The organism is Sphingomonas sp. UYAg733 (assembly GCF_054057355.1).
Genome location: NZ_JBSRZE010000001.1, coordinates 750,956 through 775,614, shown reverse-complemented (window position 1 = coordinate 775,614; position 24,659 = coordinate 750,956). Strand labels below are relative to the sequence as shown.

Genomic DNA, 24,659 nt, shown 5'->3' with positions numbered 1-24,659 from the left:
GCCTGTCCGTGCCGCGCATGATCCAGCTCCTCCGCAACACTCTCCCGGCGATTGTCGGGAGTTTTTTATGGACCGCCCCGGCGAACGCCCAGCAGGTCGCTCTGCTCCCCGCACCGCAATCCATGACCGTGGCGGAAGGCGGGTTCACGCTTGCCGCCACCAGCGACATCGCCATTCCAGCGGGCGATAGCGGCGCGCGCAACGCGGCCTACCGGCTGGCCGAAATGATGGCGCACACCGGCGGGCCCAAACTCACCATCAAGGCCAGCGGCACGATCCGCTTCGAGCGCGTGCCCGGCATCGCGGCGGAGGGGTATCGCCTGACCACCTCATCCAACGGCGCGACGATCAGCGCGAGCGACGATGCCGGTTTGCTCTATGGCGCGGTGACCCTGTGGCAGCTTGCCCGCCCCGCCAAATCGGGCACTTTCATTCCCGCCGTCACCATCGCCGACGGCCCACGCTTCCGCTGGCGCGGATTGATGCTCGACAGCGCACGGCATTTTCAGTCGCCCGAGTTTGTCAAACGCCTGATCGATACGATGGCGGCGAACAAGCTCAACACATTGCACTGGCATTTGGTCGACGATCAGGGCTGGCGGATCGAGATCAGGAAATATCCCAGGCTGACCGGTGTCAGCGCCTGGCGGCTGCCCGCAACCGCGCCCGGCGCGCCATCGCCGCCGCGCACCGGCGGCTTCTACACCCAAGTTCAGATCCGCGAGATCGTCGCTTATGCCGCCAAGCGCGGCATCACCATCGTGCCCGAGATCGAGATGCCCGGCCATGCGCTGAGCGCGATCCGCGCCTATCCAGGTCTCGGCATGGGCGTGCCCTTGCCCAAAGGTGTGGAGAGCGACTGGGGTGTCTTCCCCTGGCTTTACAATACCGAAGAGCCGACCTTCATTTTCCTGCAGGACGTGCTCGACGAAGTCATGACGCTGTTCCCGTCGCGCTATATCCACGTCGGTGGCGACGAGGCGGTGAAGGATCAGTGGAAGGCCTCACCGAAAATTCAGGCGCAGATGAAATCGCTCGGCATCCCCAGCGAGGACAAATTGCAGAGCTGGTTCGTCCAGCGCATCGGCCGCTATCTCGCGGCGCATGGCCGGCGGCTGATCGGCTGGGACGAAATCCTCGACGGCGGGATCACGCCGGATGCGACCGTCATGTCATGGCGCGGTATCGACGGTGCGGTCGCCGCGGCAAAGGCCGGCCATGACGCGATACTCTCGCCCTCGCCGATCCTCTATCTCAACCACCGGCAGGGCGTGACCGCGACCGAGGGAACCGGGCGCGGCGAGCTCATCACGCTCGCTCAGGTCTATGCTTTCAACCCCGCCCCCGCCTCGATCCCGGCCGAGCAGCAACGCCACATCCTTGGGGTGCAGGGCAATTTGTGGACCGAGCATGTCCGTACCGATGCCGAGGCCGCCGCGGCGATTTTCCCGCGCGGCGCGGCGATCGCCGAGCTCGGCTGGTCGAAAAAGCCATATGATTTCGGCGACTTCGTCCGCCGTCTCGTACCGCAGATGGCGCGACTGTCTGCACTGGGCATCGAGCCGAGCGCAGCGGTGTTCCGTCCCGTCGCGATGCTGTCGCCCGAAGGCGCGAAGGCCAAAGTGACCCTATCCGGCCAGTCCGGCCTGCCGATGCGCTATACGACCGACGGCACCATGCCCGACGGCACCTCGCCGCTCTATGGCGGGCCGCTCACCCTGACGATGCCGACCCGTCTGCGCGCCGCGAGCATTCTCGACGGCGCCGCGCTGCCCGGTGCGATCGATCTCGGCGTCGATGCCGCGACGATCCGCCGCCGCGACGATACCCAGCTCAAGTTGTGCACGCAGGGGATCGCGCTGCGCCTGATCGACGACGCGCCTGCGAAAGGCCCACGCGCTGCCTTTCTCACCGATATCGGCAATCCGTGCTGGATCTATCAGGCCGCGCCGATGGACGGGGTGCGCAAGATCGCGATCGATGTCGGGCAGATGCCATTCAACTTTCAGATCGGCCATGACGTGGACAAAATCCGTTTCCGTGTCCCGGCCACGCTTGCTGGCGAAGTCGAAGTCCGCGATGGCTGTGATGGCCCGCGCGTTGCGACGCTGCCGCTCGGGCCGGCCGCGCGCAATCCAGCGGTGACGCGCCTGACGGCAGCGCTCGCGCCGATGACCGGCGCGCATGACCTGTGCATCACCTACACCGCAAAAGGCGTGAACCCGCTTTGGGCGATCGGCGCGGTGCAGCTTGTGACGGCGCCATGATCGTCCGCCTGCATGCACCCATGACCGGCTGGTCTTTGCCGCTCGACCAAGTGCCCGACCCGGTCTTTGCCGATCGCATGATGGGGGACGGCTTTGCGATTGATCCGCTCGATGGCGTGGTCCGCGCGCCGTGCGATGCGACCGTCATCGCGGTCGCGCCGACCCGGCATTCGGTGACGCTGCGCCTCGCCAACAATGCCGAACTGCTGATCCATATCGGCCTGGACACCGTCGCGCTGGCCGGAGGCGGGTTCACCGCCCATGTACGCGATGGCGAGACGGTGACACTTGGTCAGCCGCTCTTGCTCGTCGATCTCGATCCCGTCGCCTTGCACGCAAAGAGCCTGATTACCCCGGTGACGGTGACCAGCGACGGCTATGCGGTGACGCTGCTCGCGATCGATGCGCGGGTGACGGCCGGCGACCCGATCGCCGAAGTGTCACCGGTCGCGGATAGCGCGGCCGCAGCCGACCTTGGCGAGGACACGGCGCATCGCACGATCCGCGTACCGCTCGCCAACGGCATCCACGCTCGCCCCGCCGCGCGGATCGTCGCCGCTTTGAAGCCCTTCGCGGCGGAAGTGACGATCGTCACGCATAACCGCCCGGCCAATGCGCGCAGCATCGTGGCGCTGCTGTCGGCGGGTATCCGGCATGACGACGAGATCGCCATCGGTGCGCGCGGCCCCGACGCCCGCGCCGCGATCGCGACGGTCGCCAAACTGATCGAAGAAGGCATGGGCGAGGAGGCGCACGCTGCCGCCCCGGTCGCTGCTCCGATAGCCACACCATCAACCGATGGCCTGATTCACGGCGTACGCGCCGCGCCCGGCCTTGCGATCGGCCAGGTCTTCCAGTTCCGCCCCAGCGATGTCGCGGTGCCCGAGCGAGGCACAGGCATCCCCGTAGAGACCGCCGCGCTCGATACTGCCCGCGCCACATTGCTCGCCGCCGTCGGTGGAGCCGCCGGCAAGGGTGCCGATATCGCCGCCGCGCACCGCGCGCTGATCGATGACCCGGAACTGCTCGGCGCAGCACAGGCGCAGATCGCGCAGGGCAAGAGCGCCGCCTTTGCCTGGCGTGCCGCGATCCGCGGCCATGCCGAGGCGATCCGCGCCACTGGCGACCGGCTACTGATCGAGCGCATCGCCGATTTGAAGGATATCGAACGCCAAGTAATCGCCCTGCTCACCGGCAACGCCGCGACCTTACCCGTGCCGCCAAAGGGCGCGATCGTGATCGCCGACGAATTGCTGCCGTCGCACTTCGCACCGCTGGCCAAGGCCGGGATCGCCGGCATCTGCACCGCGTTCGGCGGCCCGACCGCGCACGGCTCGATCCTTGCCGCCTCCGCCGGCCTGCCGATGCTCGTCGCCGCCGGACCGGCGATCCTTGAGCTGGAAGACGGCCAACAGGTCGTGCTCGACGCCGATCGCGGCACGATCGACCCCGCGCCGGATCACGCCGCGATCGAAGCGAGCCAAGCGAACCTGTCGCAACACGCCCGCCGGGTTGCCGCCGAAGCCGCCGCCGCGCTCGACCCCTGCGTGATGGCCGACGGCACGCGGATCGAGGTCTTCGCCAACCTCGCCAACGCCGCCGAAGCGGCGCACGCGGTCACGCTCGGCGCGGAGGGGTGCGGTCTGCTGCGCACCGAATTTCTTTTCCTCGACCGCGACTCGGCGCCCGACGAAACGGAACAGCGCGAAGCCTATGCCGCCATCGCGGCGGGGCTCGGCGGCCGCCCGCTGATCGTGCGCACGCTCGACATTGGCGGCGACAAGCCAGTTGCCTATCTGCCCTTCCCGCATGAGGAGAATCCCGCGCTGGGCAACCGCGGCATTCGTTTCTCGCTCGCGCGGCCCGATCTTCTCGCTTTGCAATTCCGCGCCATCCTGGCCGGCGTGCCGGCGGCGCAATGCCGCATCATGCTGCCGATGATCATCGACGCGGGCGAGCTCGCCGCCGCGCGCACGATCCTAGACGAGGCACGTGCCGCACTCGGCATCAACACGCGGGTGCCGCTCGGTGTGATGGTCGAGACGCCCGCCGCCGCGATGCTTGCCGCCAGCCTGGCGCGCGAGGCTGATTTCCTGTCGATCGGCAGCAACGACCTGACACAATATGCGCTCGCCGCCGATCGCGGCAATCCGGCGGTCGCAGCGAAGGTCGATGCCTTCCACCCGGCCGTGCTCCATTTGATCGCGCGCGCGGCGGAGGGCGCACGAACCCATGGCCGCTGGCTCGGCGTGTGCGGCGGCATCGCTTCCGACCCACAAGCCGCGGCGATCCTGATCGGCCTTGGCGTGACCGAATTGTCGGCGACACCCGCCGCGATCCCCGCGCTCAAGGCGGTGGTGCGGAAGCTCACGCTGCCCGACTGCCGGGCACTTGCCGATCGCGCGCTGGCCGCGTCGACCGCCGCCGAAGTCCATTCGCTATTGGCAGGAGCCATCTGATGCGTCTCGGTTTCGACCGTCTCCAGCCGCTCGGCCGCGCGCTGATGCTGCCGATCGCGGTGCTGCCGGTGGCGGGGCTGCTGCTTCGCCTGGGCCAGCCCGACATGCTCGGCATCGCCTTCATCGCTGCGGCGGGCGAAGCGATCTTCTCCAATCTCGGGCTGATCTTCGCGATCGGCGTCGCGGTCGGGCTGGCGCGCGAGAATAACGGCGCGGCGGGCCTGGCCGGCGCGATCGCCTTTCTCGTCACGGTCGAGGGCGCCAAGGCGCTGCTCACCGTCCCGCCCGACGTGACGGCGGCGTTCGCCGACCAGGCCGCGCGCGACCTCGCCACGGCCGCTTGGAAGGCGAAGGAACTGGGTAAGCTCAGCGTCCCCGCCGGGATTCTCTCCGGACTTGTCTCGGGCTGGCTGTACAATCGCTATTCCGGGATCAAGCTGCCCGATTATCTCGCCTTTTTCGGCGGTCGCCGTTTCGTACCGATCGCCGCCGGTTTCGCCGGGCTGATCGGCGCGGCAATCTTCGGTCTCGGCTTTCCCGCAATCGAGGGCGGCATCGATGCGCTGAGCCGCTGGGTGGTGAGCGCGGGGCCGTTCGGCCTGTTCGTCTATGGCGTGCTCAACCGGCTGCTGATCGTCACCGGGCTACATCATATCCTCAATAATATCGCCTGGTTCATCCTGGGCGATTATCATGGCGCGACCGGCGATCTGAAACGCTTCTTCGCCGGCGATCCGAGCGCGGGCGCGTTCATGAGCGGGCATTTCCCGGTGATGATGTTCGGCCTGCCCGCCGCTTGCCTCGCCATGTATCGCTCGGCCTTGCCCGAACGGCGCAAGGCGGTCGGCGGCATGCTGCTCAGCCTGGCGCTGACCTCGCTGCTGACGGGTGTGACCGAGCCGATCGAGTTCACTTTCATGTTCCTCGCGCCGATCCTCTACGTCCTCCATGCCGTGCTGACCGGGGTGGCGATGGTAGCGATGGATGCTCTCGGCGTACGGCTCGGCTTCGGCTTTTCCGCCGGGCTGTTCGACTATGTGCTGAACTATGGCCTCGCCACACGGCCGCTGATGCTGCTGCCGGTCGGCGCGGTCTATTTCGCGATCTATTATTTCGCCTTCCGTTTCTGCATCCAGCGCTTCGACTTGAAAACGCCGGGCCGCGAAACCGATCTGGCGGTCGAAACGGCTGTTCCGGCGGCATCGGGTGATCAGGCGGCGGGCATTGTCCGCGCGCTTGGCGGGTCGGGCAATCTGGCGTCGATCGATGCGTGCACCACGCGCTTGCGGTTGAAGCTGGTCGATCCGGCGCTGGTCGATGAGCCAGCGCTGAAGGCGTTGGGCGCGCGCGGCGTCGTCAGGCCCGGCGGCAATGCGCTGCAGGTCGTGCTCGGTCCGATCGCCGACCGGGTCGCCGGCGAGATGCGCGCGCTGGCACATGTGGCGCAGCCAATCGTCGCGGCGCCCCCCGTCGAGTTGCCGGTTGCCGAACCGGATGATGGCTCGAATGACGCATTGGTCGCAGCGCTTGGCGGCGCGGCCAATGTGCTGGAGCTGTCGATCAGCGCCGGCCGCGTTCGCGCGCGCGTCGCTGATCCAGCGGCGATCCAGAAGGCGGCAATTGACCGCGCCGCGCCACGCGGCTGGAGCGAGATATCGCCCGGCGTGTTCCATGCGCTGACCGATCTGTAGTTTTCAGGCGGAATGCTTTCCTGCTTTCAAGGGCAGTCGAGAGGTCGTCATGTGAAAGAGCGAGGCGGCCGTGGTGCCGCCGGGGATGGCGCTAACGGTTCGACAGGCAGGGTTGAATCGGCGAGATCAGCGCATCTGATGCACTGCCGTCAGCATTCGAAATTTTCCTGTAACTACGGGAAAATGCTTTTTCGCTGATTCTGCGGGAATCTGCGGGAAAAACTGCGGGAATTTGTTGGAATCGCCACGCGAATTTTTCGAGTATGCTGCGGGAAAATCGGGAAGTGTCGCGGCGGGTCATGTCTGCTCGATTCCGGGTCTGCTGATTCAAAGCATCGGTCGAACGGGGCTCGAACTCGTAACGCGCAAACCCATCCGCCGCAAAGCAGGATGACGCCCCCGGCAAGCGATGTGAATCACGATCACGGCAACGATCATTTTCGATCATTGCGTTAGGGGAATCGATAGGCGATGCGGGATCGGGCCGCGCCATGGCCATCCTGCCGACCTGTTGGAAACCCGACCAGTGAGCATGCCGTCATTGCCGACAAGGGCGATGCCGGAGCTGGGGCGATGCGAAGTCGAGCCTGTCGTCTCAGCGGGTCAGCTGTGACCATTCCAGCCCAAAGCGCGCGAGATATTTGCGCAGCCGATCGGCATCATTGGACGATGCGCGGCGCGTCCGCGAGGCCTCGAACAGGGTTCGCCCCGCTTCCGACAGCGACCGGCTGCGCCGGCAGACGCCCGTGACATGGACCAGTTGCACCCGGTCGAACGGATCGAGCGCGCCCAGTGCCGCCGGGGCGAGCAAATCGTCCAGATCGTCACCCTGATCGCCATCGGCGGTCCATAACCGGGTCAGTCGCCCAATCTCGGCATCGACGCATTCGGCATCGATCCTGCCCTTTGCTGAGAAGGTCGCCATCCGCGTGACGCTCGCCGCGAGGTCGCGAAAATTGCCTTGCCACAAGGCGGTCGGACTGGTCGCAAAGGTCAGATAGCGATCGCGCGCTTCCTTGTTGAAGGTCACGCGGCTCCCTTCGCGCTCGGCGAAGCGATCGAGTTCGTAATCGAGGTTGGGCGCGATATCCTCGCGCCGATCGGCGAGGCCGGGCAGCGCGAAAGTCCACAGGTTGAGCCGTGCGAACAGGTCGTCGCGGAATCGCCCCTCACCAACCGCGCGGCCGAGATCGCGGTTGGTCCCCGCGATAAGCTGGAAGTCCGACGCCGATTCCTTGTCGGCACCCACGGGTAGGAAACGCTTGTCCTCGATCGCGCGCAGAATCATCGCCTGCTCGTCGAGCCCGAGCTCGCCGATCTCGTCGAGGAACAGCATGCCGGTATCGGCGGTGCGCAACAGCCCTAGCCGGTCTGCGGCGGCCCCGGTGAACGCGCCTTTCTTGTGCCCGAACAACGCGGACATCGCGCCATCGCCCTTGAGCGTGGCGCAATTGACCTCGACGAATGGCCCCTTCACCTGATGCCGCGAGCGCTTCAATTCATAGATGCGCCGCGCGAGTTGACTCTTGCCGGCCCCGGTCGGCCCCATCAGCAACACCGGCGCGGTCGATCGTACCGCGACCTGCTCGATCTCGTCGATCAGGCGGTTGAACGCGGCGTTCCTGGTGTCGATGCCCGATTTCAGGAAGGACGTGCTCTCCGCACTGACCGCAGCGAAACGCGTGGCGATGCTGTCATAGCGCGACAGATCAAGGTCGATCACGTTCCAGCTGCCCGGCGCGTTGGTCGGCGCGCCGCGATGCGGCTGGGTCTGCAGCAGGCGGCCGGGCAGATAGCGCGCCTCGCTCAGCAGGAAGAGGCAGATCTGCGCGACATGCGTGCCGGTGGTGATGTGAACGAGATAATCCTCGGCATCGGGATCGAACGGATAACCGCGCGTGAAATCGAGCAGCTTGCCGTACACTTCCTCGAAATCCCACGGATCGCGGAAGTCGATGACATGCCGATCGACGCTCGTCTCGGGCGAGACGCTGGCGATGTCCGACGCGATATGCTCCGCGAGCCGCTTATGCGGCGTCCCATGTAGCATGACGAAACGATCGACGCGCAGATCCTCATGCATTGTCAGTCCGACCGACGGGCGCCACTTGTTCCAGCGCTCCGGCCCGAACTTGCCCGCGTCCAAAGTCGAGCCGAGAAATCCGATGACAACGAGCGGTCTCATTTTTTATCTTTTAGGATAAGAGACGCGCTGTGTCTATCGACTTAAACTGTCAACTGTCGGCGGGCCCGCGGCACGTCACCTTATAATTCACAATATCTTTGTTTTATAATCAGTGGGTTATAGATTCCCTCCCACAGGTGCCGCGAACTGGCACGCCTGCTGCAATAGCTTATTCCGTTATGCTGGTGGATCGAACATCGCTGGCATGACGGCGCGGCAGGGGCGGTCGGAATAGGCCGGCCGCCCCGGATCGCCGCAAGGGATTGGCATTTCAGGGCGTAGCTCAGGTGCGCAGAGTACCGGTTTTGGAAACCGGGGGTCGTTGGTTCAAATCCAGCCGCCCTGACCAGCAATCGTGATGCCGCCCCGGCGGCAGGACACAGAAGGAGGTCGCGATGACCGAAGCGAATTTCGATTACCAGCACGTCGAGGGCGGCGTACCGATCAAGATGTGGACGCGGGGCGTGCCAGTCGATGACAAGGCGCGTGCGCAGCTCGCCCGTGCGGCGCAAATGCCGTTCATCTTCAAGCATGTCGCGGCGATGCCCGACGTGCATGTCGGCATCGGCGCGACCGTCGGTTCGGTGATCCCGACCAAGGGCGCGATCATCCCGGCGGCGGTCGGGGTCGATATCGGCTGTGGTATGATGGCGGCACGCACTTCGCTCGTCGCGAGCGACCTGCCCGACAATCTCGAGGGCGTGCGCGCCGCGATCGAACGCGCCGTGCCGCATGGCCGGTCGGTCGGCCGCACGAAACGCGACACCGGTTCGTGGGGCGATCCACCGCCGGCGATCGTCGAGGCCTGGGCGACTCTGTTCGCGCGGTTCGAGACGATCACGGCGAAATATCCGCGGCTGAAAAACACCAATAACCTGGTGCATCTCGGCACGCTTGGCACGGGCAACCACTTCATCGAAGTGTGTCTCGATACCGAGCAGCGGGTCTGGGTCATGCTCCATTCCGGATCGCGCGGGGTGGGCAATGCGATCGGCAGCTTCTTCATCGAACTGGCCAAGCAGGACATGCGCAAATGGCACATCAACCTGCCCGACCAGGACCTGGCCTATTTCCCGGAAGGGACCGATCATTTCGACGATTATGTCGAAGCGGTCGGCTGGGCGCAGGATTATGCGGCACTCAACCGCCGCATGATGATGACGAATGTGATCCGCGCCATTCGAGGTGAGATCACCAAGCCGTTCGACGCCGAGCTGGAAGCCGTCAACTGCCATCACAATTATGTGTCGCGGGAGAATCATTTCGGCGAGAATGTGCTGGTCACCCGCAAGGGGGCAGTGCGTGCGGCAAAGGGCGTGCTCGGGATCATCCCGGGGTCGATGGGCGCGAAATCGTTCATCGTCCGGGGTCTCGGCAACGCGGAGTCATTCGACAGCTGCAGCCATGGTGCCGGGCGCGTGATGTCGCGCACCGAGGCCAAGAAGCAGGTATCGCTGGCCGAGCATATCGCCGCGACCGAGGGTGTGGCGTGCCGCAAGGATGTTGGCGTGATCGACGAAAGTCCCCGCGCTTACAAGCCGATCGAAGCCGTGATGGCCGCCCAGGCCGATCTGGTGGAGATCGTCCACACGCTGAAGCAGGTGGTGTGCGTCAAGGGGTAAGACCCTTTGCGCCGCCATTGGAGATACCTCATGAATAAGACGCTCCATTGCACCGCATGCGGCGCACAGCTCACGACTTCGCTCACGATTTTGTCTCGCAAAGATCCGGCGGTGACGCAGCCTATTTTTGAAGACGGCAAGCCGTTGAGTGAGCCGGGCAGTTGCTTCAAATCCTACGAACCGATCGAGCGATCACTAAGCGGTGATCCGGTACCGTTGGATTTCATTCCTCAGTATTGGCTTAATCCCGATGACCTTACCAAGGCCGTAAAAATGACGGCCGATGGCCGCAGGCTTAATGGGTGTTGCGGCCCCGCAGGATCGAACGGTCCAAATCAGAAGTGCCAATGCGGGGCGGAAGTCGGAACGCTGCAAGCAGATTGCTGGACGTCGCGAGTCTTTATCCCACAACCCGACACGACCTTATGGACGGAAGAACAGTGATCATCATCGACGGATCGGAAGGCGAAGGCGGGGGGCAGATCGTGCGCAATGCGTGCGCGCTGTCGCTCGTCACCGGCACGCCGTTCCGGATCAGCAATGTGCGCGGCAAGCGGGCGAAGCCGGGGCTGATGCGTCAGCATGTCACCGCAGTCGAAGCCGCGTGCACGGTCGGCGGCGGGGAATGCGACGGGCTCGCGGTCGGATCGGGCGAGCTCGCCTTCCGGCCCGGCGCGGTCGTGCCCGGCGAGTATCGCTTTGCGGTCGGGACCGCCGGCAGCACGGGCCTCGTGCTGCAGACCATCCTGATGCCGCTGGTCCTGGCCGATGCGCCATCGCGGCTGATCCTCGAAGGCGGCACGCACAATATGATGGCGCCGCCGTTTGATTTCATCGCGCGCGCCTTCCTGCCGATCATCAACCGCATGGGACCGACGGTCGAGGCGCGCCTGATCAGGCATGGTTTCTACCCGCGCGGCGGCGGTCGGATCGAGATCGACATCACGCCGGCACCGCTGCGGCGGATCGACTGTGTCGAGCGCGGAGCCCTGCTCTCTCGCTCCGCGCTGGCGATGTTCGCCGGACTGCCGTTCGAGGTCGCCGATCGCGAGATCGGTACCGCGAAGAAGCTGCTCGGCTGGCCTGACGAAGCGTTCGCGGTGCGCCAGCTGCCCGAGGAGCAGGGGCCGGGCAACATCCTGCTGCTCGAGGCGGCGTACGAACATGTCACCGAGATCGTCAGCGGTTTCGGCCAGCTTGGTGTGCCCGCCGAACAACTTGCCAGGCGGGCGGCGGGGCGCATGCTCGGCTATGAAGAGTCGGATGCGTTCGCGGGGCCGTATCTTGCCGACCAGCTGTTGCTGCCGTTCGCGCTCGCGGGCGGAGGCGCATTCACTACGGTCAAACCGAGCGAGCACAGCCGGACTGCGGCGGAGATTATCGCGCGGTTTCTCGGCCGCACCTGCGTGTTCGAGCAGCTTGCCTCAGGTGCGCACCGGATCGAGATTCGGTGAGATCGTTGCGCTGCGCGCCTTTTTCCGCTATGCGCGCCGCACGAATGGCCAATTCCGGCCGGACGTTGGAGACAGGCATTGCTGGACCTGACCGCCTCGATGGGCGTTCTGTTCGGCGGCAACCGCTCCCTGCCATAAGCGCTTTTCCGTAAAGCGCTGCGGCCGGGGCGAAGCGCCGCCGCAGTATTCCCAGACGACAGACTGAACGGCCCGATCGGGTGCGGCGCCTTTGCGCGTCCGCGCGTCCTCGGGCCGGGGATACGGAAAAGATCATGGACGAACATCAAATCGTCCGGGGCATGCTGCTCCGGATCGGGCGTGGCGTTGCCGCGTCCACACCGCTGGCACAGGCGGTGCTGCAATGGGCCGAACCGCACCGGACCTGGCTGACGGCGACGTCCGCCAGGGCGGACAGGCCGTTGAAATGGAAAGCGCTGATCAATGCGGTCGCGGATGCGCGGCCGGTGGGCGACGTGCGCCCGCATGCGCTGGAGCTGGCGGATCGGCTCGCCGAACTGCTCGCGTTCGGGCCGGTCGACCACGGCTTGCTCAGCGTGATGGTGGCGTGCGACCGGCTGCCGCGCGTCGATCGGCTGGTGCGGATCGCGGCGACGCATGGCCATGACTTGCCGACCCTGCTTGGCGAACTCGCCGGCGCCGAACCGCATGAGGCCGTGCGCCTGGTCCGGCAGAGCCCGGTGCTGCGCCTTGGACTCGCTGGTTTCTGCGCCAATCGCCAGGGCCTGGTCGAGGTCGACATCTACTGGACGCTTCAGCGTCTGCTCGATCGTGCGCCCGCACAAGGCGAGGAGATGATCGACACGCTGGTCGGCATTCGCCAGTCGGCGCGCCTGACGCTCGACGATTTCGCGCATGTCGCGGATGCGGCTTTCCTCGTGCGGCTGCTGCGCGGAGCGGTCGACGCTCAGGCGGCCGGGATCAACATCCTGATCCATGGCCCGCCCGGTACCGGCAAGACCGAACTGGCGCGGACGCTCGCCGCAGAGGCGCAAACCGTGTTGCACGGCGTCGGCGAAGTCGATGAAGACGGTCAGGAGCCGACTCGCTGGGACCGGGTCAATGCGCTGCAGCTCGCACAACGGCTGCTCGCGCGGCGCACTGGCGCGGTGTTGCTGTTCGACGAGATGGAGGATCTGATCGGCGATGCTCGGCCGAGCGGCGGCGACTGGGTCGCCAAACGAGCGGGTAGCAAGATCTTCGTCAACCGGCTGCTCGAGGCGAACCCGGTACCGGTGATCTGGACGACCAATGCGATCGGCAATGTCGACGACGCGATCCTGCGGCGGATGAGCTTCGTACTCAAGCTCGACCTGCCGACCCGTATGGCGGGACGACGCATGCTCGACCGGATCGCGCGCGAAGAGGGCGTCGAACCAGGCGCGGCGCTGGAGCATCTGCTCGACGCCGCTCCGGAGACGACGACGGTGCTGCGTGTCGCCGCGCGGGCGGGCAAGCTCGCGGGCGAAGCCGATGGCGGTGCGCGTCCGGCCGAGGCGCTGGTTCGCGCGCTGCGTGGCGGTGAATTGCCATTCGGCAGCATGGGGCCGCTCGACCTCGAATTGTACGAAGCTGATGCGCCGCTTGGTCCCTTGTTCGCGCGGATCGGCGCGGGCAGCGACACCGATGTGTCGTTGCTGCTCACCGGTCCGCCGGGGACCGGCAAGACCGCGCTCGCGGATCATCTTGCGCGCATGCTCGACCGTCCGCTGGTGACCAAACGCGCGTCCGACCTGCTCTCCGCTTATGTCGGCGAGACCGAAGCGCGCATTGCCCGGGCCTTTGCCGAGGCACGGCAACGCGGTGCGGTGCTGTTCTTCGACGAGGCGGATTCGCTGCTGTTCGACCGCAGCACCGCGCGGACCAGTTGGGAGGTCAGCCAGGTCAACGAACTGCTCACCTGGCTCGATCGCCACCCTCTGCCCGTGGTCGCGGCGACCAACCATGGCTGGAAGCTCGACCCGGCAACCCTCCGGCGCTTCGTGTTCAAGCTCGATCTGCGTCCACTCGGCGCGGTGCGTGCGGGGCGGGCGTTCGAACGCTTCTTCGGCATGCCGGCACCCGCCGGACTGTGCGAGGTCCCGGGCCTCACGCCGGGTGACTTCGCGGTGGTGGCACGCCAGTTGCGCCATGCGCCGGCCGATGACGCGCATGGTGTACTCGACCGGCTGGTGCGCGAAGCGGCGTGCAAGCCGGATGCGATGGAGAGGATCGGCTTTTGATACTTTGGTTGATCGGCGCCGGGGAGCGTTTTTGCGATCGAACCGCGCCTGCCGCGCACAGAGAAAAAGGGTCCGCCAACATGAACGTCGGCAGACCCCTTCTACGCCAGAGCACCGCTACAAAGGGAAACGGACGCCCGTACACGTCTTTCGTTTGGGTAAAAGACAGATGGCAATACGGGCGAGGCCAGTCATAGGATGCACAGCGGCCCGACTTTTTCGCCGCTGGATCCATGGTCAAGCGGCTTCAGGGCATCAATACCGTGTCGATCACGTGGATCACGCCGTTTGACTGGTTGACGTTGGCGATAGTGATTTTCGCCATGCCGCCCTTGGCATCCTTGATCGCCCAGCCCTTGCCCGACTTCATGAAGCGGAGCGTGCCGCCCTGCACCGTAGTATAGGTCGCGACGCCCTTATGCGACTTGGCCTTAGCGGCGATCGCCGCGGCGCTGACCTTACCCGGCAACACATGATAGGTCAGGATGGTGGTCAGCATGCCCTTGTTCTCGGGCTTGACCAACGTGTCGACGGTGCCGGCCGGCAATTTGGCGAACGCGGCATTGGTCGGCGCGAAAACGGTAAACGGGCCCGGGCCCGACAAGGTCTCAACCAGGCCAGCCGCCTTGACCGCGGCGACCAAGGTCGTGTGGTCCTTCGAATTGACAGCATTTTCGATGATGTTCTTGGTCGGATACATCGCTGCGCCGCCGACCATCGGGTTCTTAGACGGGCTTGCGAGCGCAGCGCCGCCGGCGACCAGGGCGATGGCGACGATCGATGCGCGGAATGTGGGGGTCATGGGTACTCTCCTACTGGCGACCCGGGAAACCGGACGCGGGGAGAGGTACGATGGACCATACACCAGAGATGCAGTGCGAGGCGGTTAAACCTGGGAAAGCGCTCCGGTAGCGACGACGGGTCCGGTCGGCAGGCCGGTCGGTGATCCGCCCACGGGTTCGAGCGATACCGCCAGCGTGGCACCCGCCGCAAGCCGTGTGCGGTTGTCGCCGGCAATGGTGAAATTAGTACCGCCGCTGGTGCGTAACAGGCCGAGCGAGTGTGGCACGCCGTCACCCGCGATCACCCATAGCTCGGCACTGCGATTGGCGTCGGCGAGCGTGGATTCGGTCAACCGCAATCCGCCCGTTACAGGATCATAAACCGCCGTGACCGGTTTTCCCGCCGCCGAAGGATCGATCGAGGCGACCAGTATCCTGGCCGGGGCGGCAGCGACCGGTTGCTGCTTGGGCGGAACCGCCACGGGCACCGGCGGCGCGGGACGAATCAGCACGATCATCAACAGGCTTGCCGCGATCAGGCTCGATGCGGCGGCAATGCCGGGCCAGAGCCGACCGGTCCGTAGCAAGGTCAACGTCGGCGGGGTTGCCGGCCCGTCCAGCGCCAGGTCGACGCGTTCCATCACGCCGGACGGCGCATCAACCTCCGGCCAGACATCGAACAATTGCGCGAGATGCAGGCGCCAGCGATCGACTTCCTGCGCGAAGCCAGGTTCGGCGAGCACGCGGCGCAACGCAACCGCGCGCTCTTCGTCCTCGAGCAGCCCCAGCGCCAGTTCGGCGGCGACGACGTCGGGATCGTCGCCGGTCAGGATCGGATCCTCGCTCACTTTTCAAGACATTCTTTGAGCTTCATCAATCCGCGCCGCACCCAGCTCTTCATCGTGCCGAGCGGCACTTCCTCTCGCTCGGCAAGGTCGGCATAGGTGACCCCGTCGAAGAAAGCGGTGCGGATCGCCAAGCGCTGGCGATCCTCCAACGCGTCGAGACAGCGATGCAGCCGATGCGCCTCCTGATCGGAGACCATCGTGTCACTCGCCAGCGGCGCCGCATCGGCAATTGGCGGTGCGGCGTCGAGCGGGGTCGAGCGGCGGATCGTCTGCGCACGACGCCAATCGATCGCACGGTTGCGCGCGATCGTGGCGAGCCAGGTGATCGGGCTCGCGCGACTTGGTTCATAGGCCCCCGCCCGCTTCCAGATCGTCAGATATACATCGTGCAACACATCTTCCGCCGCTTGCCGTTCGCCGCAGATACGGAGACATACGCCAAATAGTTTCGCCGACGTCAGGGAGTAAAGGTCGCGGAACGCCGCGCGATCCTCGTCCCCGGTGCGCACCAATATCTCGACCAACCGCGCCCGCGCGTCGTCGGCGACGGACGCCGGTTCCGGTTTTGGCTCGATCGTGGCTGAAGGCGAATCTGTCACAGATGGCATGGGTAGCGCGGCTCGGGGGTGCGGGGCAATCGCCATCACACACCCGATGTGATCCGAAACGGTGTTATTTCTGAGTCATACCGCCTGCCGCCGGCCAATCGCTGTCGCCGGCGCGGGTCAGCACCATCTCGAAAAAGCGTTGCGGTTGCTGTCCCGCGACGATCCGATCGCCGACTTCCGTCCACACGCCTTTGGCCAGGGTCGCGGTGTAGCGGATCGTCGCGCCGCCAGCCGGGATCTCCCAGACATAACCATCCGCTGTCGGGCTGATGACGAATGTGCCCGCCCGCCCCTGTGCATAGGAGCGGAAGGTATAAGCCTTGGCCGCGGGATCATAGGAGATTACCGCAAAGGCGTTGAAGCCGACGCGACCATCGGGGTTGAAACCCTTGCCTTCGATCACCTTGATCGTGCCGCCGAGCATATTGCCGATCCGCTCGGTCTGGGTAACTTTGTGCTCGCCGCCCGGCCCCTGGGTCGTGGCGGGCCCGCGCCAAATGCCATCCATCCAGGAGAGCCGGGCGATCGCAGCCTGCTCCTGTGCGAGCATTTCGCTATCGGTACTCTGTGCAACGGCACCGGTGATCGGCACGAGCGCAAGCAGCGCGGCGGCGGCGGTACAAAGCAATTTCGTCACTTATCATACTCCCGGAATCTGGCCGATATATTTGCCTGATTAAAAATGCGGTGGCAGCTAGGTGCCATGCCCGCCCGCTTCCTCCGTCAGCCGTCGCTGCGCCACAATGACGGCTTCGCGAAACGCGTTCGCGACTTCGTGAATCGCGCGATGTTGCTGCCCGGCTTTCCTGGATTGCCCGTTGCCGGCGTCGTCGCCTGGGTGATGATGGTCGTGGTCGGCGGATTCGGCACCGGCGACCTGCCGCTCGCGATGCGGATCGGCTTCTGGGGGATATTGCTCGGATGGAATATCCTGAAATGGCAGACCTGGTTCGTCTGGCTGGTGCGCAAGCCGGCCAATTGGCCGTTGGCCTCGGGCCTCGGCGCGATCGTGATCAACCTGCCTTTGCCGCTGGAGATCGCCCTCAGTCTCGAGTTGTTCGGAATCGGAGGCTCGGTCGATCTCGCGCGCAGCTGGGGCCAGGCGCTGGTCATCAGCCTGGTCATCTTCGCCGCGATCTTCACGATCCGCTGGCACCGTGGCACTGCTGAGCCGCTGGCGGTCGCCGAGCCGGCGGTCCTGCGCGACGGGCTGCTCGCCCGCGCCGGGGTCAAGATGCCCGGCGCAGTGCTCGCGATCCGCGCGGAGGATCATTATTGTCGCCTGCATCTGGCCGATGGCCGCAATGTCCTGATCCATCACCGCTTCGGCGATGCGCTGGCCGAAGTTGCCGAATTCGACGGGGAGCAGGTCCATCGCGGAGCCTGGGTCGCGGCGCACGGCGTAGCGGGTGCGCGGCGCGAGGGGCGGAAATGGCTGATCGTCCTGCCCGACGGCACCACAGTGCCGGTCAGCGCGGGTCACGCCAAGGCGGCGCGCCTGCGCGGATGGCTGCGGCAACCGCGCTGAGATTTTCCTGTGTGGTGTTCCGCGAGCGCATTGCGTAAGAGCCGCCGCATCCGCTTCACCCGTCACAGGAGCGCGCTTCGATCATGCGCATCGCCATCGCTTCCGACCATGCCGCCTTTGACCTGAAGGGCGTGCTTGCCGCGTGGTTGCGCGACGAAGGACATGAGGTGATCGACCTTGGCCCGGACAGCGACGCGCGGGTCGATTATCCCGATTTCGGTTACAAGCTCGGCGCGGCGATCGCCGCCGGTACAACCGATCGCGGTGTCGCCCTGTGTGGATCGGGCATCGGCATTTCGATCGCGGTCAACCGCAATCCGGCGGCGCGCTGCGCCCTGGTCAATGAACCCTATTCGGCGATGCTGGCGCGCGAGCATAACGACGCCAATGTCATTGCGCTCGGCGCGCGGCTGACCGGTGAGGACATGGCCAAGGCCTGTATCGCCGCTTTCCTTGCCGCCGATTTCGCCGGTGGCCGCCATGGCGGCCGCGTCGACAAGCTTGGTCATCCCCCTTTTGTACAGGAGCCCGTATGAGCACCAACCCGCAAAGCCTTCACGACGTACAGCCCGACGGCTTCTTCACTCGCTCGCTGGCCGAGGCCGACCCGGCGGTGTTCGCTGGCGTCCAGCATGAACTGACCCGCGAACAGACGCAGATCGAGCTGATCGCCTCGGAAAATATCGTTTCCAAGGCGGTGCTGCAGGCACAGGGTTCAGTGTTCACCAACAAATATGCCGAAGGCTATCCCGGCAAGCGTTATTATCAGGGTTGCCATCCCTCGGACGAGGTCGAGACGCTGGCGATCGAGCGCGCCAAGCAGTTGTTCGATTGCGGTTTTGCCAATGTGCAGCCGCATTCGGGCGCGCAGGCGAACGGCGCGGTGATGCTCGCGCTGGTCAAGCCGGGCGAAACGATCATGGGGCTGAGCCTCGATGCCGGCGGGCATCTGACTCACGGCGCCAAGGCGGCTATGTCGGGCAAATGGTTCAACGCGGTGCCTTACGGCGTCGACCCGGTCACCCATCTGATCGATTTCGACCAGGTCCGCGCGCTGGCACATGAGCATAAGCCCAAACTGATCATCGCCGGTGGCTCTGCCTATCCGCGCCAGATCGATTTCGTGACATTCCGCGCAATCGCCGACGAGGTCGGTGCGCTGTTTATGGTCGACATGGCGCATTTCGCCGGGCTGGTCGCTGCGGGACATCACCCCTCGCCGCTCCCCCACGCTCATGTCGTGACGACCACGACACACAAGACCTTGCGCGGTCCGCGCGGCGGCATGGTGCTGACCAACGACGAAGCCATCGCCAAGAAGATCAACTCGGCGGTGTTCCCCGGCCTTCAGGGCGGCCCGCTGATGCACGTCATCGCGGCCAAGGCGGTCGCGTTCGGCGAAGCGCTGCAGCCCGATTACAAAAGCTATATCGCCGCCGTGGTCGAGAACGCCAAGATACTGGCGGCGACGCTCAAGGAACGCGGTGCGGAAGTCGTATCGGGCGGGACCGACACGCATCTCGCGCTGATCGACCTGTCGCCGCTTGGTGTGACCGGCAAGGACGCCGACGAGGCGCTCGAACGCGCCGGCATCACTTGCAACAAGAATGGCATCCCCAACGATCCGCTGCCGCCGACCAAGACCAGCGGCATCCGCGTCGGCAGCCCCGCCGGCACCACGCGCGGTTTCGGTCCGGCCGAGTTCCGCGAGATCGGTCATATGGTCGCCGATGTGCTCGATGGCTTGCGCAAGAATGGCGAGGCAGGCGACGGACAGGTCGAGGCCAATGTGCGCGAACGCGTGCTGGCACTGTGCGCGCGCTTTCCGATCTATCCCGAGGGCGTGTGACGATGCAGTGCGCCACCTGCGATATCGCACTGACCGACGATGCGCATTACTGTTCCAATTGCAGCACGGCCGCATCGTCCGGTCCGGGCACCTGGCGCAGCGCGGTGGATGACGACATCCGCGCGGCGCGCGCCTTTGCCGCCGATGCGCGGCAGCGTCATGCCTTGCCCGATACGCTGGGTGCCAGCATGGCCAAGGGGGCGGCGATCGGCGCGGTCGTCGCACTGCCGGTGCAGCTGATCGGCCCATTGGCCGGTGCGGTCGTCGGCGCGAGCGTCGCCGCGTTCCAGAAACTGACGAAGGACTGATCGTTTGCGTTGCCCCTTTTGCGGACATGAAGACAGCCAGGTGAAGGATAGCCGACCGACCGAGGACGGCGCGGCGATCCGGCGGCGGCGGCAGTGCGAGGGGTGCGCGGCGCGGTTCACCACGTTCGAGCGGATCCAGCTGCGCGAGCTTTACGTGCTGAAAAGCGAAGACAAGAAGGAACCGTTCGACCGCGAAAAGCTGCTCCGCTCGGTCTCGATTGCCGCGCGCAAGCGGCCGATCGATGCGGTCCGGATCGAGAAGCTCGTCTCCGGCATCCAGCGGCAGTTGGAGACGCAAGGCGAGAACGAAGTGCCGTCACAGCGCATCGGCGAGATGGTCATGGACGGGCTCAAGGGCCTGGATTCGGTCGCCTATATCCGCTTCGCCAGCGTCTATAAGGATTTCCGCGAGGCGCGCGATTTCGAGGAATTCGCCGGCAATGTGAGTGAAGTGGGAAAAGGGTGAACGCCAACTCGGCCCTGCCCCCGGTCATTATTCTCGTCCGCCCACAGCTCGGCGAAAATATCGGCAAAGCGGCGCGCGCGATGCTCAATTTCGGACTGACTGAAATGCGCCTGGTCAGCCCGCGCGACGGCTGGCCCAATCCGTCCGCCGGCCCGGCGGCAAGCGGCGCCGATATCGTACTGGAACAGGCCAGGCTGTACAACAGCGTTGCCGATGCCGTTGCCGACTGCGCGCATGTCTATGCCACCACCGTGCGCAAGCGTGGGGTGACCAAGCCGGTCCTCACGCCCGAACGCGCCGCGGCCGATATCCATGCCGCGCCGGGGCGCTCGGCGATCCTGTTCGGGCCGGAGCGATCGGGGCTCGAAACCGACGATGTCGCGCTTGCCCGCACGATCATCACCGTGCCGATCAACGCCGAATTCGGTTCGCTCAATCTCGCCCAGGCGGTGATCCTGGTCGCTTATGAATGGTCGAAGGGCACCAACCTCGCCTCGCCGCCCGAAACCGACCTGCCCGAACCGGCACCGCATGAAGAACTGGAGGGGATGATCCTGCAGCTCGACGCGATGCTGGAGGCCGCGCATTTCTTCTATCCACCCGACCGCACGCCGGTGACCAAGCGCACCTTACGTACGCTGCTGACCAAGCCCGGCTGGTCGAGTCAGGAGGTACGGACCTTTCGCGGGGTGCTCAGCGCGTTGCGGGGTTCGAAGCGGGCCAAGGGTTAATGGATAGCAACAGCCGGTTTCATCAAGGCCGGTCGAACGCTTCCAATTCGTAAGCGATCGAAATCTCCACAAGTCGGTCCCACAACTCGCCGATTGCGATATCGGGTAGTTTCGCCGCCGCCGCGATTGCCCGGACGTTGGCGATCACTTGCGCCTTGCGCTTCTCGTCACGCACCGCGCCGCGTTCCGGCTTGATGCGCGCGGCGGCATCCATGTAAGCGAAGCGCCGGACGAGCAGCGCGACCAATTCCCGGTCGACCTGATCCACGCCGATTCGGACTTCGGCCATGGTTTGACAATGGACGGCGTCGGGAATGCTGTTCATGTCGCCTGATAACCCCACCATCGCCGCTGTCCAGCGCGCTGCCATACGGCCATACGAGAATCCGGCTTTACCTACGGACAACAATCGCTAATTTGCCTCAAATCAATCAATCATCCTTTGCGGAGAATTCATATGCGCGCTTTGACCGTGGCCGCCGCCGCGATTCTGTTGTCCAGCACGGTATCGGCATGGGCTCAGACCGCAGTCCCGAGCGGCACAGTCGAGGCCCCGCCGGCGGAAAAGAAGTTCTGTCGCTCGATTCAAAAGACCGGCAGCATAATGCCTGGCAAGCGCACGTGCCGCACCAAACAGGAATGGGCCACGATCGACGCGCAGAACGCGGCGAAGACCGACGATTTCTCGCGCCGCCCGCAATCTACCGGAATCACGCGCTAGATATGGCCCGCCGAGCTTGACTCGGCGCGGCGTTTCTGCGAGGCGCCGCCCCTTCGCAAAAGGCTCCGCACCCCGGTGAAGCGGTAGCCCCATCTCGAACGAGACGGAGCGATGACCGGGTATCGATCAGTTGCGCTTCTTTGAGGCGAGGCCGGTCTTGTTGTTGGCAATTGCAAGGAATGACACATGTCGAAGCGTTCAAGCGCAAAGTACAAGCTCGATCGCCGTATGGGCGAGAATATCTGGGGCCGTCCCAAATCGCCTGTAAACAAGCGCGAATATGGGCCCGGTCAGCACGGCCAGCGTCGCAAGGGCAAGGTTTCCGATTTCGGCATCCAGCTGCGCGCCAAGCAGAAGCTCAAGGGCTATTATGGCGACGTGACCGAGAAGCAATTCCGTGCCTGCTATCATGAAGCGGCCCGGATGAAGGGCGATACCGGCCAGAACCTGATCGGCCTGCTCGAGCAGCGTCTCGACATGATCGTCTATCGCGCCAAGTTCGCGCCGACCGTGTTCGCTGCACGCCAGCTCGTTTCGCATGGTCACATTCGCGTCAACGGCGTGAAGTGCAACATCGCGTCGCGCCGCTGCTTCCCCGGTATGGAAATCACGCTTGGCAACAAGGCGCAGGAAATGGCGCTGGTGATGGAAGCGCAGAGCCTGGCCGAGCGCGACATCCCCGATTACGTCGCGACCGACGGCAACGCGAAGGTGACCTTCACCCGCGTGCCGACGCTCGACGAAGTACCTTATCCGGTTAAGATGGAGCCGAACCTGGTCGTCGAATTCTATTCGCGCTGATCGGTCGGCCCACAGCGTGCAAAGAAAAGGGCGGTCCCGCGAGGGGCCGCCCTTTTCCGTTACATCTTCATCGATGCTCGAAGGAATTTGTCGGCACGATCGAGCAAGTCGGCACGCGCGACATTGTCCTCAAGTTGGTGATCGAGCCCTTTATATTCGATCAGCTCCACCTGTTTCTTCTCGCTTTTCAGTCGGTCTTGCATCAATCGCGATTGGCTGATCGCAACATTTTGGTCGATGTCGCCATGGAACAGCAGCACCGGCGCTACGATGGCACCGGCATGGCGCGCGGGTGATCCTTGCTGCGCGATCGTCGTATCGCCGAAGATTGAATCGAGCGATTCGGGAGTGTTGCCGCCGGCCAGCTCCATATCCTTACGCACAAGACCAAAATCGGTCACCGGCGCGACCGCGACGATCGCCTTGAACAATTTGGGATCGAGCACGTTCGATTGTAGCGCAGCATAACCGCCATAGGACCAGCCCATGATCGCCAATTTTGACGGGTCAGCAATACCTTGTTTGACCAGCCAGCGGCCGGCATCGCTGATATCGCCGACCGACAGGCGCCATGAACGGATGCCGTTGTCCTTGAACCATTCCCGGCCATAGCCGCTCGATCCACGGTAATTGGGCTGGATCACCGCATAACCGCGATTGGCGAAATATTGCGGCAACCAGTCGAAATTCCATTCGTCGCGAGCAGTCGGTCCACCATGCGGCAGGACGATCGCAGGAATGTTTTTGCCGTCGCTGCCCGGCGGCAGCGTCAAATAGGCCGGCACCATCGTACCGTCGGCGGCCGGGTAGGAGATCGGCTTGACCGTCGCCAACTTCTCCTGAGCCAGTAACGGTCGTACCGGCAAAATCTCGCCGAGTCGTTTCGTCGCCTTGTCATAGAGATAGAAGCGGCCCGGATCAGTGTCACTACCGGCATAGATCACCAGCTTCTGCTCGTCGGCACTCGCATCGACGATATTAACGATCGGCGCACCGGGCAGGGCCTTGGACAGCGACGCGGAAAACTTCGCCAGTTCGGGATCGAACATCGCCGCTTTGCGCTTGTCCGTGATCCATCTCGCACCGACCACCCGGCGCTGCCGGCCGATCCGCACGAGGTCGTCGATATCCGCATCAGGCCGTTCAAACACCAGTTCCTTCTTCAGACTGCCGTCAAGTGCGACCTTATAGAGCCCGGTGCGGCCCGATACGTTGTCCAGCCCGTAGGCGATATCCAGATCGGGGTCGACAGCATAGGGTTCGAAGCCATCGGAATGGTAATTGGAATAAGTAACCGTCCCGAGCTTCAGCCATTCCTTCGAGTCCTTCTTGCGATAACGGAACTCGGCGGTGTCTTTCGACTGGCCGAGCGAATTACGCGGTGAAATCTGCATGATCCGCACATTGCCGCGACCATCGGTGATGTAATCGGACGCCGCGGCGTTGGCAAACTCCACGGTCTTGCGCGATAGCGTGCGCATGTTGACCCGCTCCACGCCATATCCTTCGCGCGCCTGCGTAATGAGGTGGCCGACCGATGCTTCGGGGATGAACCAGCGAGTCATCAGCACCGACCCGTCCTTCCCATCCTTATCGTCGCCGAGCCAGTCGATGACGTTGCCGCCGCCCAGCGAAACGCCGAGCGAACGATCATTGCCGCGCGCGCTCAGTTCCTTCATGTCGCTGCCATCGGCGTTGAGCGTCACCATCCGCGTGCCCCCCATCTTTTTCCCATAGACCGTATCGATGATATAAAGGCCGCAGGTCAGCCTCGTGTTGGTCGCCCAGTTGCAATAGGTCAGGCGCTCTGGATTGCCACTCGACGATATGATGCCCTTCATCACCGGCGGGCCGTCGAGATTAAATACAGAGGCGATTGCGCCGCGCGCGCCGTTCGGCTGCAGAATGACCAGCGATTTACCATCGGGTGAGATACTCACATCAAGCACGTTGTCGCGCGCACCGAAACGCACCGCCGCGTCGTCGGCCGCGTACGCCGTGCCGGTCAGCGCGATGGTGCTGACCGACATGGTCACGCCCATAGCCAGATAGTTCAATAATTTTCGCATGATAGCCCCTTACCCCTTATGCGGCAGGTT

Annotated in this window: 23 protein-coding genes and 1 tRNA gene; 16 read left to right on the top strand and 8 right to left on the bottom strand. The window is 64.6% G+C overall.

Features of this window, described 5'->3' with window-relative positions:
* Positions 1-17 precede the first annotated feature (17 nt).
* Genes ACVWZA_RS03925 through nagE form a run of 3 tightly spaced genes read left to right on the top strand, consistent with a single transcriptional unit; the run spans position 18 to position 6,417 of the window.
* Complete coding sequence (locus ACVWZA_RS03925) at positions 18-2,267, top strand: family 20 glycosylhydrolase (protein WP_457310061.1); 2,250 nt, start codon at positions 18-20, stop codon at positions 2,265-2,267.
* A complete protein-coding gene (gene ptsP / locus ACVWZA_RS03920; RefSeq protein WP_457309832.1) occupies positions 2,264-4,726 on the top strand; it encodes a phosphoenolpyruvate--protein phosphotransferase in 2,463 nt (820 codons plus the stop codon). The genes ACVWZA_RS03925 and ptsP overlap by 4 nt, the downstream gene beginning before the upstream one ends.
* The gene (nagE, locus tag ACVWZA_RS03915; RefSeq protein ID WP_457309831.1) at positions 4,726-6,417 is read left to right on the top strand and encodes an N-acetylglucosamine-specific PTS transporter subunit IIBC; all 1,692 of its coding nucleotides are present in this window, start codon (positions 4,726-4,728) and stop codon (positions 6,415-6,417) included. The genes ptsP and nagE overlap by 1 nt, the downstream gene beginning before the upstream one ends.
* A 91-nt stretch (positions 6,418-6,508) precedes the next feature.
* Here the strand turns inward: nagE and ACVWZA_RS03910 are convergent, their stop codons facing one another.
* Both ACVWZA_RS03910 and rtcR read right to left on the bottom strand, forming a co-directional pair.
* The gene (locus ACVWZA_RS03910) at positions 6,509-6,910 is read right to left on the bottom strand and encodes a hypothetical protein (RefSeq protein WP_457309830.1); all 402 of its coding nucleotides are present in this window, start codon (positions 6,908-6,910) and stop codon (positions 6,509-6,511) included.
* A 102-nt stretch (positions 6,911-7,012) separates the two neighbouring features.
* Entirely contained in the window at positions 7,013-8,602 is a 1,590-nt protein-coding gene (gene rtcR, locus ACVWZA_RS03905) for an RNA repair transcriptional activator RtcR (protein WP_457309829.1), read from the bottom strand.
* 272 nt (positions 8,603-8,874) lie between these two features.
* On the opposite strand from rtcR, the gene ACVWZA_RS03900 reads away from it, so the two are divergent.
* The 5 genes from ACVWZA_RS03900 (at position 8,875) to ACVWZA_RS03880 (ending at position 13,918) form a co-directional block, all read left to right on the top strand.
* Positions 8,875-8,951 (top strand) — tRNA-Pro (locus ACVWZA_RS03900).
* Between the two features lie 46 nt (positions 8,952-8,997).
* A complete protein-coding gene (locus ACVWZA_RS03895; RefSeq protein WP_457309828.1) occupies positions 8,998-10,224 on the top strand; it encodes an RtcB family protein in 1,227 nt (408 codons plus the stop codon).
* Between the two features lie 30 nt (positions 10,225-10,254).
* Entirely contained in the window at positions 10,255-10,668 is a 414-nt protein-coding gene (locus tag ACVWZA_RS03890) for a hypothetical protein (RefSeq protein ID WP_457309827.1), read from the top strand.
* Positions 10,665-11,678, top strand: a complete 1,014-nt coding sequence (gene rtcA, locus ACVWZA_RS03885; RefSeq protein ID WP_457309826.1) for an RNA 3'-terminal phosphate cyclase — start codon at positions 10,665-10,667, stop codon at positions 11,676-11,678. The genes ACVWZA_RS03890 and rtcA overlap by 4 nt, the downstream gene beginning before the upstream one ends.
* Positions 11,679-11,950: 272 nt before the next feature.
* Complete coding sequence (locus ACVWZA_RS03880; RefSeq protein WP_457309825.1) at positions 11,951-13,918, top strand: AAA family ATPase; 1,968 nt, start codon at positions 11,951-11,953, stop codon at positions 13,916-13,918.
* A 247-nt stretch (positions 13,919-14,165) separates the two neighbouring features.
* On the opposite strand, the gene ACVWZA_RS03875 is transcribed toward ACVWZA_RS03880, so the two are convergent.
* From ACVWZA_RS03875 to ACVWZA_RS03860, 4 genes are all read right to left on the bottom strand, one after another.
* Positions 14,166-14,720, bottom strand: a complete 555-nt coding sequence (locus tag ACVWZA_RS03875) for a fasciclin domain-containing protein (RefSeq protein ID WP_457309824.1) — start codon at positions 14,718-14,720, stop codon at positions 14,166-14,168.
* 84 nt (positions 14,721-14,804) lie between these two features.
* Positions 14,805-15,548, bottom strand: coding sequence for an anti-sigma factor (locus ACVWZA_RS03870; RefSeq protein WP_457309823.1), 744 nt, complete (start codon positions 15,546-15,548; stop codon positions 14,805-14,807).
* The gene (locus ACVWZA_RS03865; RefSeq protein ID WP_457309822.1) at positions 15,545-16,156 is read right to left on the bottom strand and encodes a sigma-70 family RNA polymerase sigma factor; all 612 of its coding nucleotides are present in this window, start codon (positions 16,154-16,156) and stop codon (positions 15,545-15,547) included. The genes ACVWZA_RS03870 and ACVWZA_RS03865 overlap by 4 nt, the downstream gene beginning before the upstream one ends.
* A 64-nt stretch (positions 16,157-16,220) precedes the next feature.
* Entirely contained in the window at positions 16,221-16,793 is a 573-nt protein-coding gene (locus tag ACVWZA_RS03860; protein WP_457309821.1) for a DUF1579 domain-containing protein, read from the bottom strand.
* Between the two features lie 66 nt (positions 16,794-16,859).
* Here ACVWZA_RS03860 and ACVWZA_RS03855 point away from each other — a divergent pair, with 66 nt between their 5' ends.
* The 6 genes from ACVWZA_RS03855 to ACVWZA_RS03830 all read left to right on the top strand — a co-directional run bounded on the left by ACVWZA_RS03855 (position 16,860) and on the right by ACVWZA_RS03830 (position 21,038).
* A complete protein-coding gene (locus tag ACVWZA_RS03855) occupies positions 16,860-17,684 on the top strand; it encodes a LytTR family DNA-binding domain-containing protein (RefSeq protein ID WP_457309820.1) in 825 nt (274 codons plus the stop codon).
* 83 nt (positions 17,685-17,767) lie between these two features.
* Entirely contained in the window at positions 17,768-18,220 is a 453-nt protein-coding gene (rpiB, locus tag ACVWZA_RS03850; RefSeq protein ID WP_457309819.1) for a ribose 5-phosphate isomerase B, read from the top strand.
* Complete coding sequence (gene glyA / locus ACVWZA_RS03845; protein ID WP_457309818.1) at positions 18,217-19,533, top strand: serine hydroxymethyltransferase; 1,317 nt, start codon at positions 18,217-18,219, stop codon at positions 19,531-19,533. Before rpiB ends, glyA begins: the two co-directional genes overlap by 4 nt.
* 2 nt (positions 19,534-19,535) lie before the next feature.
* Positions 19,536-19,841, top strand: a complete 306-nt coding sequence (locus ACVWZA_RS03840) for a hypothetical protein (protein ID WP_457309817.1) — start codon at positions 19,536-19,538, stop codon at positions 19,839-19,841.
* A 4-nt stretch (positions 19,842-19,845) separates the two neighbouring features.
* Complete coding sequence (gene nrdR / locus ACVWZA_RS03835) at positions 19,846-20,307, top strand: transcriptional regulator NrdR (RefSeq protein WP_457309816.1); 462 nt, start codon at positions 19,846-19,848, stop codon at positions 20,305-20,307.
* On the top strand, positions 20,304-21,038 hold the full coding sequence (locus tag ACVWZA_RS03830) for an RNA methyltransferase (protein ID WP_457309815.1): 735 nt from the start codon (positions 20,304-20,306) through the stop codon (positions 21,036-21,038). The genes nrdR and ACVWZA_RS03830 overlap by 4 nt, the downstream gene beginning before the upstream one ends.
* Before the next feature lie 22 nt (positions 21,039-21,060).
* Here ACVWZA_RS03830 and ACVWZA_RS03825 read toward each other — a convergent pair whose 3' ends face one another.
* Positions 21,061-21,384 (bottom strand): chorismate mutase, encoded by a 324-nt coding sequence (locus ACVWZA_RS03825; RefSeq protein WP_457309814.1) that lies wholly within the window; start codon positions 21,382-21,384, stop codon positions 21,061-21,063.
* Between the two features lie 111 nt (positions 21,385-21,495).
* On the opposite strand from ACVWZA_RS03825, the gene ACVWZA_RS03820 reads away from it, so the two are divergent.
* Together ACVWZA_RS03820 and rpsD are read left to right on the top strand one after the other, a co-directional pair.
* A complete protein-coding gene (locus tag ACVWZA_RS03820) occupies positions 21,496-21,759 on the top strand; it encodes a hypothetical protein (protein ID WP_457309813.1) in 264 nt (87 codons plus the stop codon).
* Positions 21,760-21,945: 186 nt separating this feature from the next.
* On the top strand, positions 21,946-22,560 hold the full coding sequence (gene rpsD, locus ACVWZA_RS03815) for a 30S ribosomal protein S4 (RefSeq protein WP_457309812.1): 615 nt from the start codon (positions 21,946-21,948) through the stop codon (positions 22,558-22,560).
* A gap of 59 nt (positions 22,561-22,619) precedes the next feature.
* Here the strand turns inward: rpsD and ACVWZA_RS03810 are convergent, their stop codons facing one another.
* On the bottom strand, positions 22,620-24,629 hold the full coding sequence (locus ACVWZA_RS03810) for an alpha/beta hydrolase family protein (protein WP_457309811.1): 2,010 nt from the start codon (positions 24,627-24,629) through the stop codon (positions 22,620-22,622).
* Positions 24,630-24,659: the final 30 nt, after the last annotated feature.

What these genes read in the sequence shown, in the direction of transcription:
- ACVWZA_RS03925 (WP_457310061.1), top strand. Translation starts at nt 18, where the DNA reads ATGATCCAGCTCCTCCGCAACACTCTCCCGGCGATTGTCGGGAGTTTT.
- ptsP (WP_457309832.1), top strand. Translation starts at nt 2,264, where the DNA reads ATGATCGTCCGCCTGCATGCACCCATGACCGGCTGGTCTTTGCCGCTC.
- nagE (WP_457309831.1), top strand. Translation starts at nt 4,726, where the DNA reads ATGCGTCTCGGTTTCGACCGTCTCCAGCCGCTCGGCCGCGCGCTGATG.
- ACVWZA_RS03910 (WP_457309830.1), bottom strand. Translation starts at nt 6,910, where the DNA reads ATGGCGCGGCCCGATCCCGCATCGCCTATCGATTCCCCTAACGCAATG.
- rtcR (WP_457309829.1), bottom strand. Translation starts at nt 8,602, where the DNA reads ATGAGACCGCTCGTTGTCATCGGATTTCTCGGCTCGACTTTGGACGCG.
- ACVWZA_RS03895 (WP_457309828.1), top strand. Translation starts at nt 8,998, where the DNA reads ATGACCGAAGCGAATTTCGATTACCAGCACGTCGAGGGCGGCGTACCG.
- ACVWZA_RS03890 (WP_457309827.1), top strand. Translation starts at nt 10,255, where the DNA reads ATGAATAAGACGCTCCATTGCACCGCATGCGGCGCACAGCTCACGACT.
- ACVWZA_RS03880 (WP_457309825.1), top strand. Translation starts at nt 11,951, where the DNA reads ATGGACGAACATCAAATCGTCCGGGGCATGCTGCTCCGGATCGGGCGT.
- ACVWZA_RS03875 (WP_457309824.1), bottom strand. Translation starts at nt 14,720, where the DNA reads ATGACCCCCACATTCCGCGCATCGATCGTCGCCATCGCCCTGGTCGCC.
- ACVWZA_RS03865 (WP_457309822.1), bottom strand. Translation starts at nt 16,156, where the DNA reads ATGCCATCTGTGACAGATTCGCCTTCAGCCACGATCGAGCCAAAACCG.
- ACVWZA_RS03855 (WP_457309820.1), top strand. Translation starts at nt 16,860, where the DNA reads ATGCCCGCCCGCTTCCTCCGTCAGCCGTCGCTGCGCCACAATGACGGC.
- rpiB (WP_457309819.1), top strand. Translation starts at nt 17,768, where the DNA reads ATGCGCATCGCCATCGCTTCCGACCATGCCGCCTTTGACCTGAAGGGC.
- glyA (WP_457309818.1), top strand. Translation starts at nt 18,217, where the DNA reads ATGAGCACCAACCCGCAAAGCCTTCACGACGTACAGCCCGACGGCTTC.
- ACVWZA_RS03840 (WP_457309817.1), top strand. Translation starts at nt 19,536, where the DNA reads ATGCAGTGCGCCACCTGCGATATCGCACTGACCGACGATGCGCATTAC.
- ACVWZA_RS03825 (WP_457309814.1), bottom strand. Translation starts at nt 21,384, where the DNA reads ATGGTGGGGTTATCAGGCGACATGAACAGCATTCCCGACGCCGTCCAT.
- ACVWZA_RS03820 (WP_457309813.1), top strand. Translation starts at nt 21,496, where the DNA reads ATGCGCGCTTTGACCGTGGCCGCCGCCGCGATTCTGTTGTCCAGCACG.
- rpsD (WP_457309812.1), top strand. Translation starts at nt 21,946, where the DNA reads ATGTCGAAGCGTTCAAGCGCAAAGTACAAGCTCGATCGCCGTATGGGC.
- ACVWZA_RS03810 (WP_457309811.1), bottom strand. Translation starts at nt 24,629, where the DNA reads ATGCGAAAATTATTGAACTATCTGGCTATGGGCGTGACCATGTCGGTC.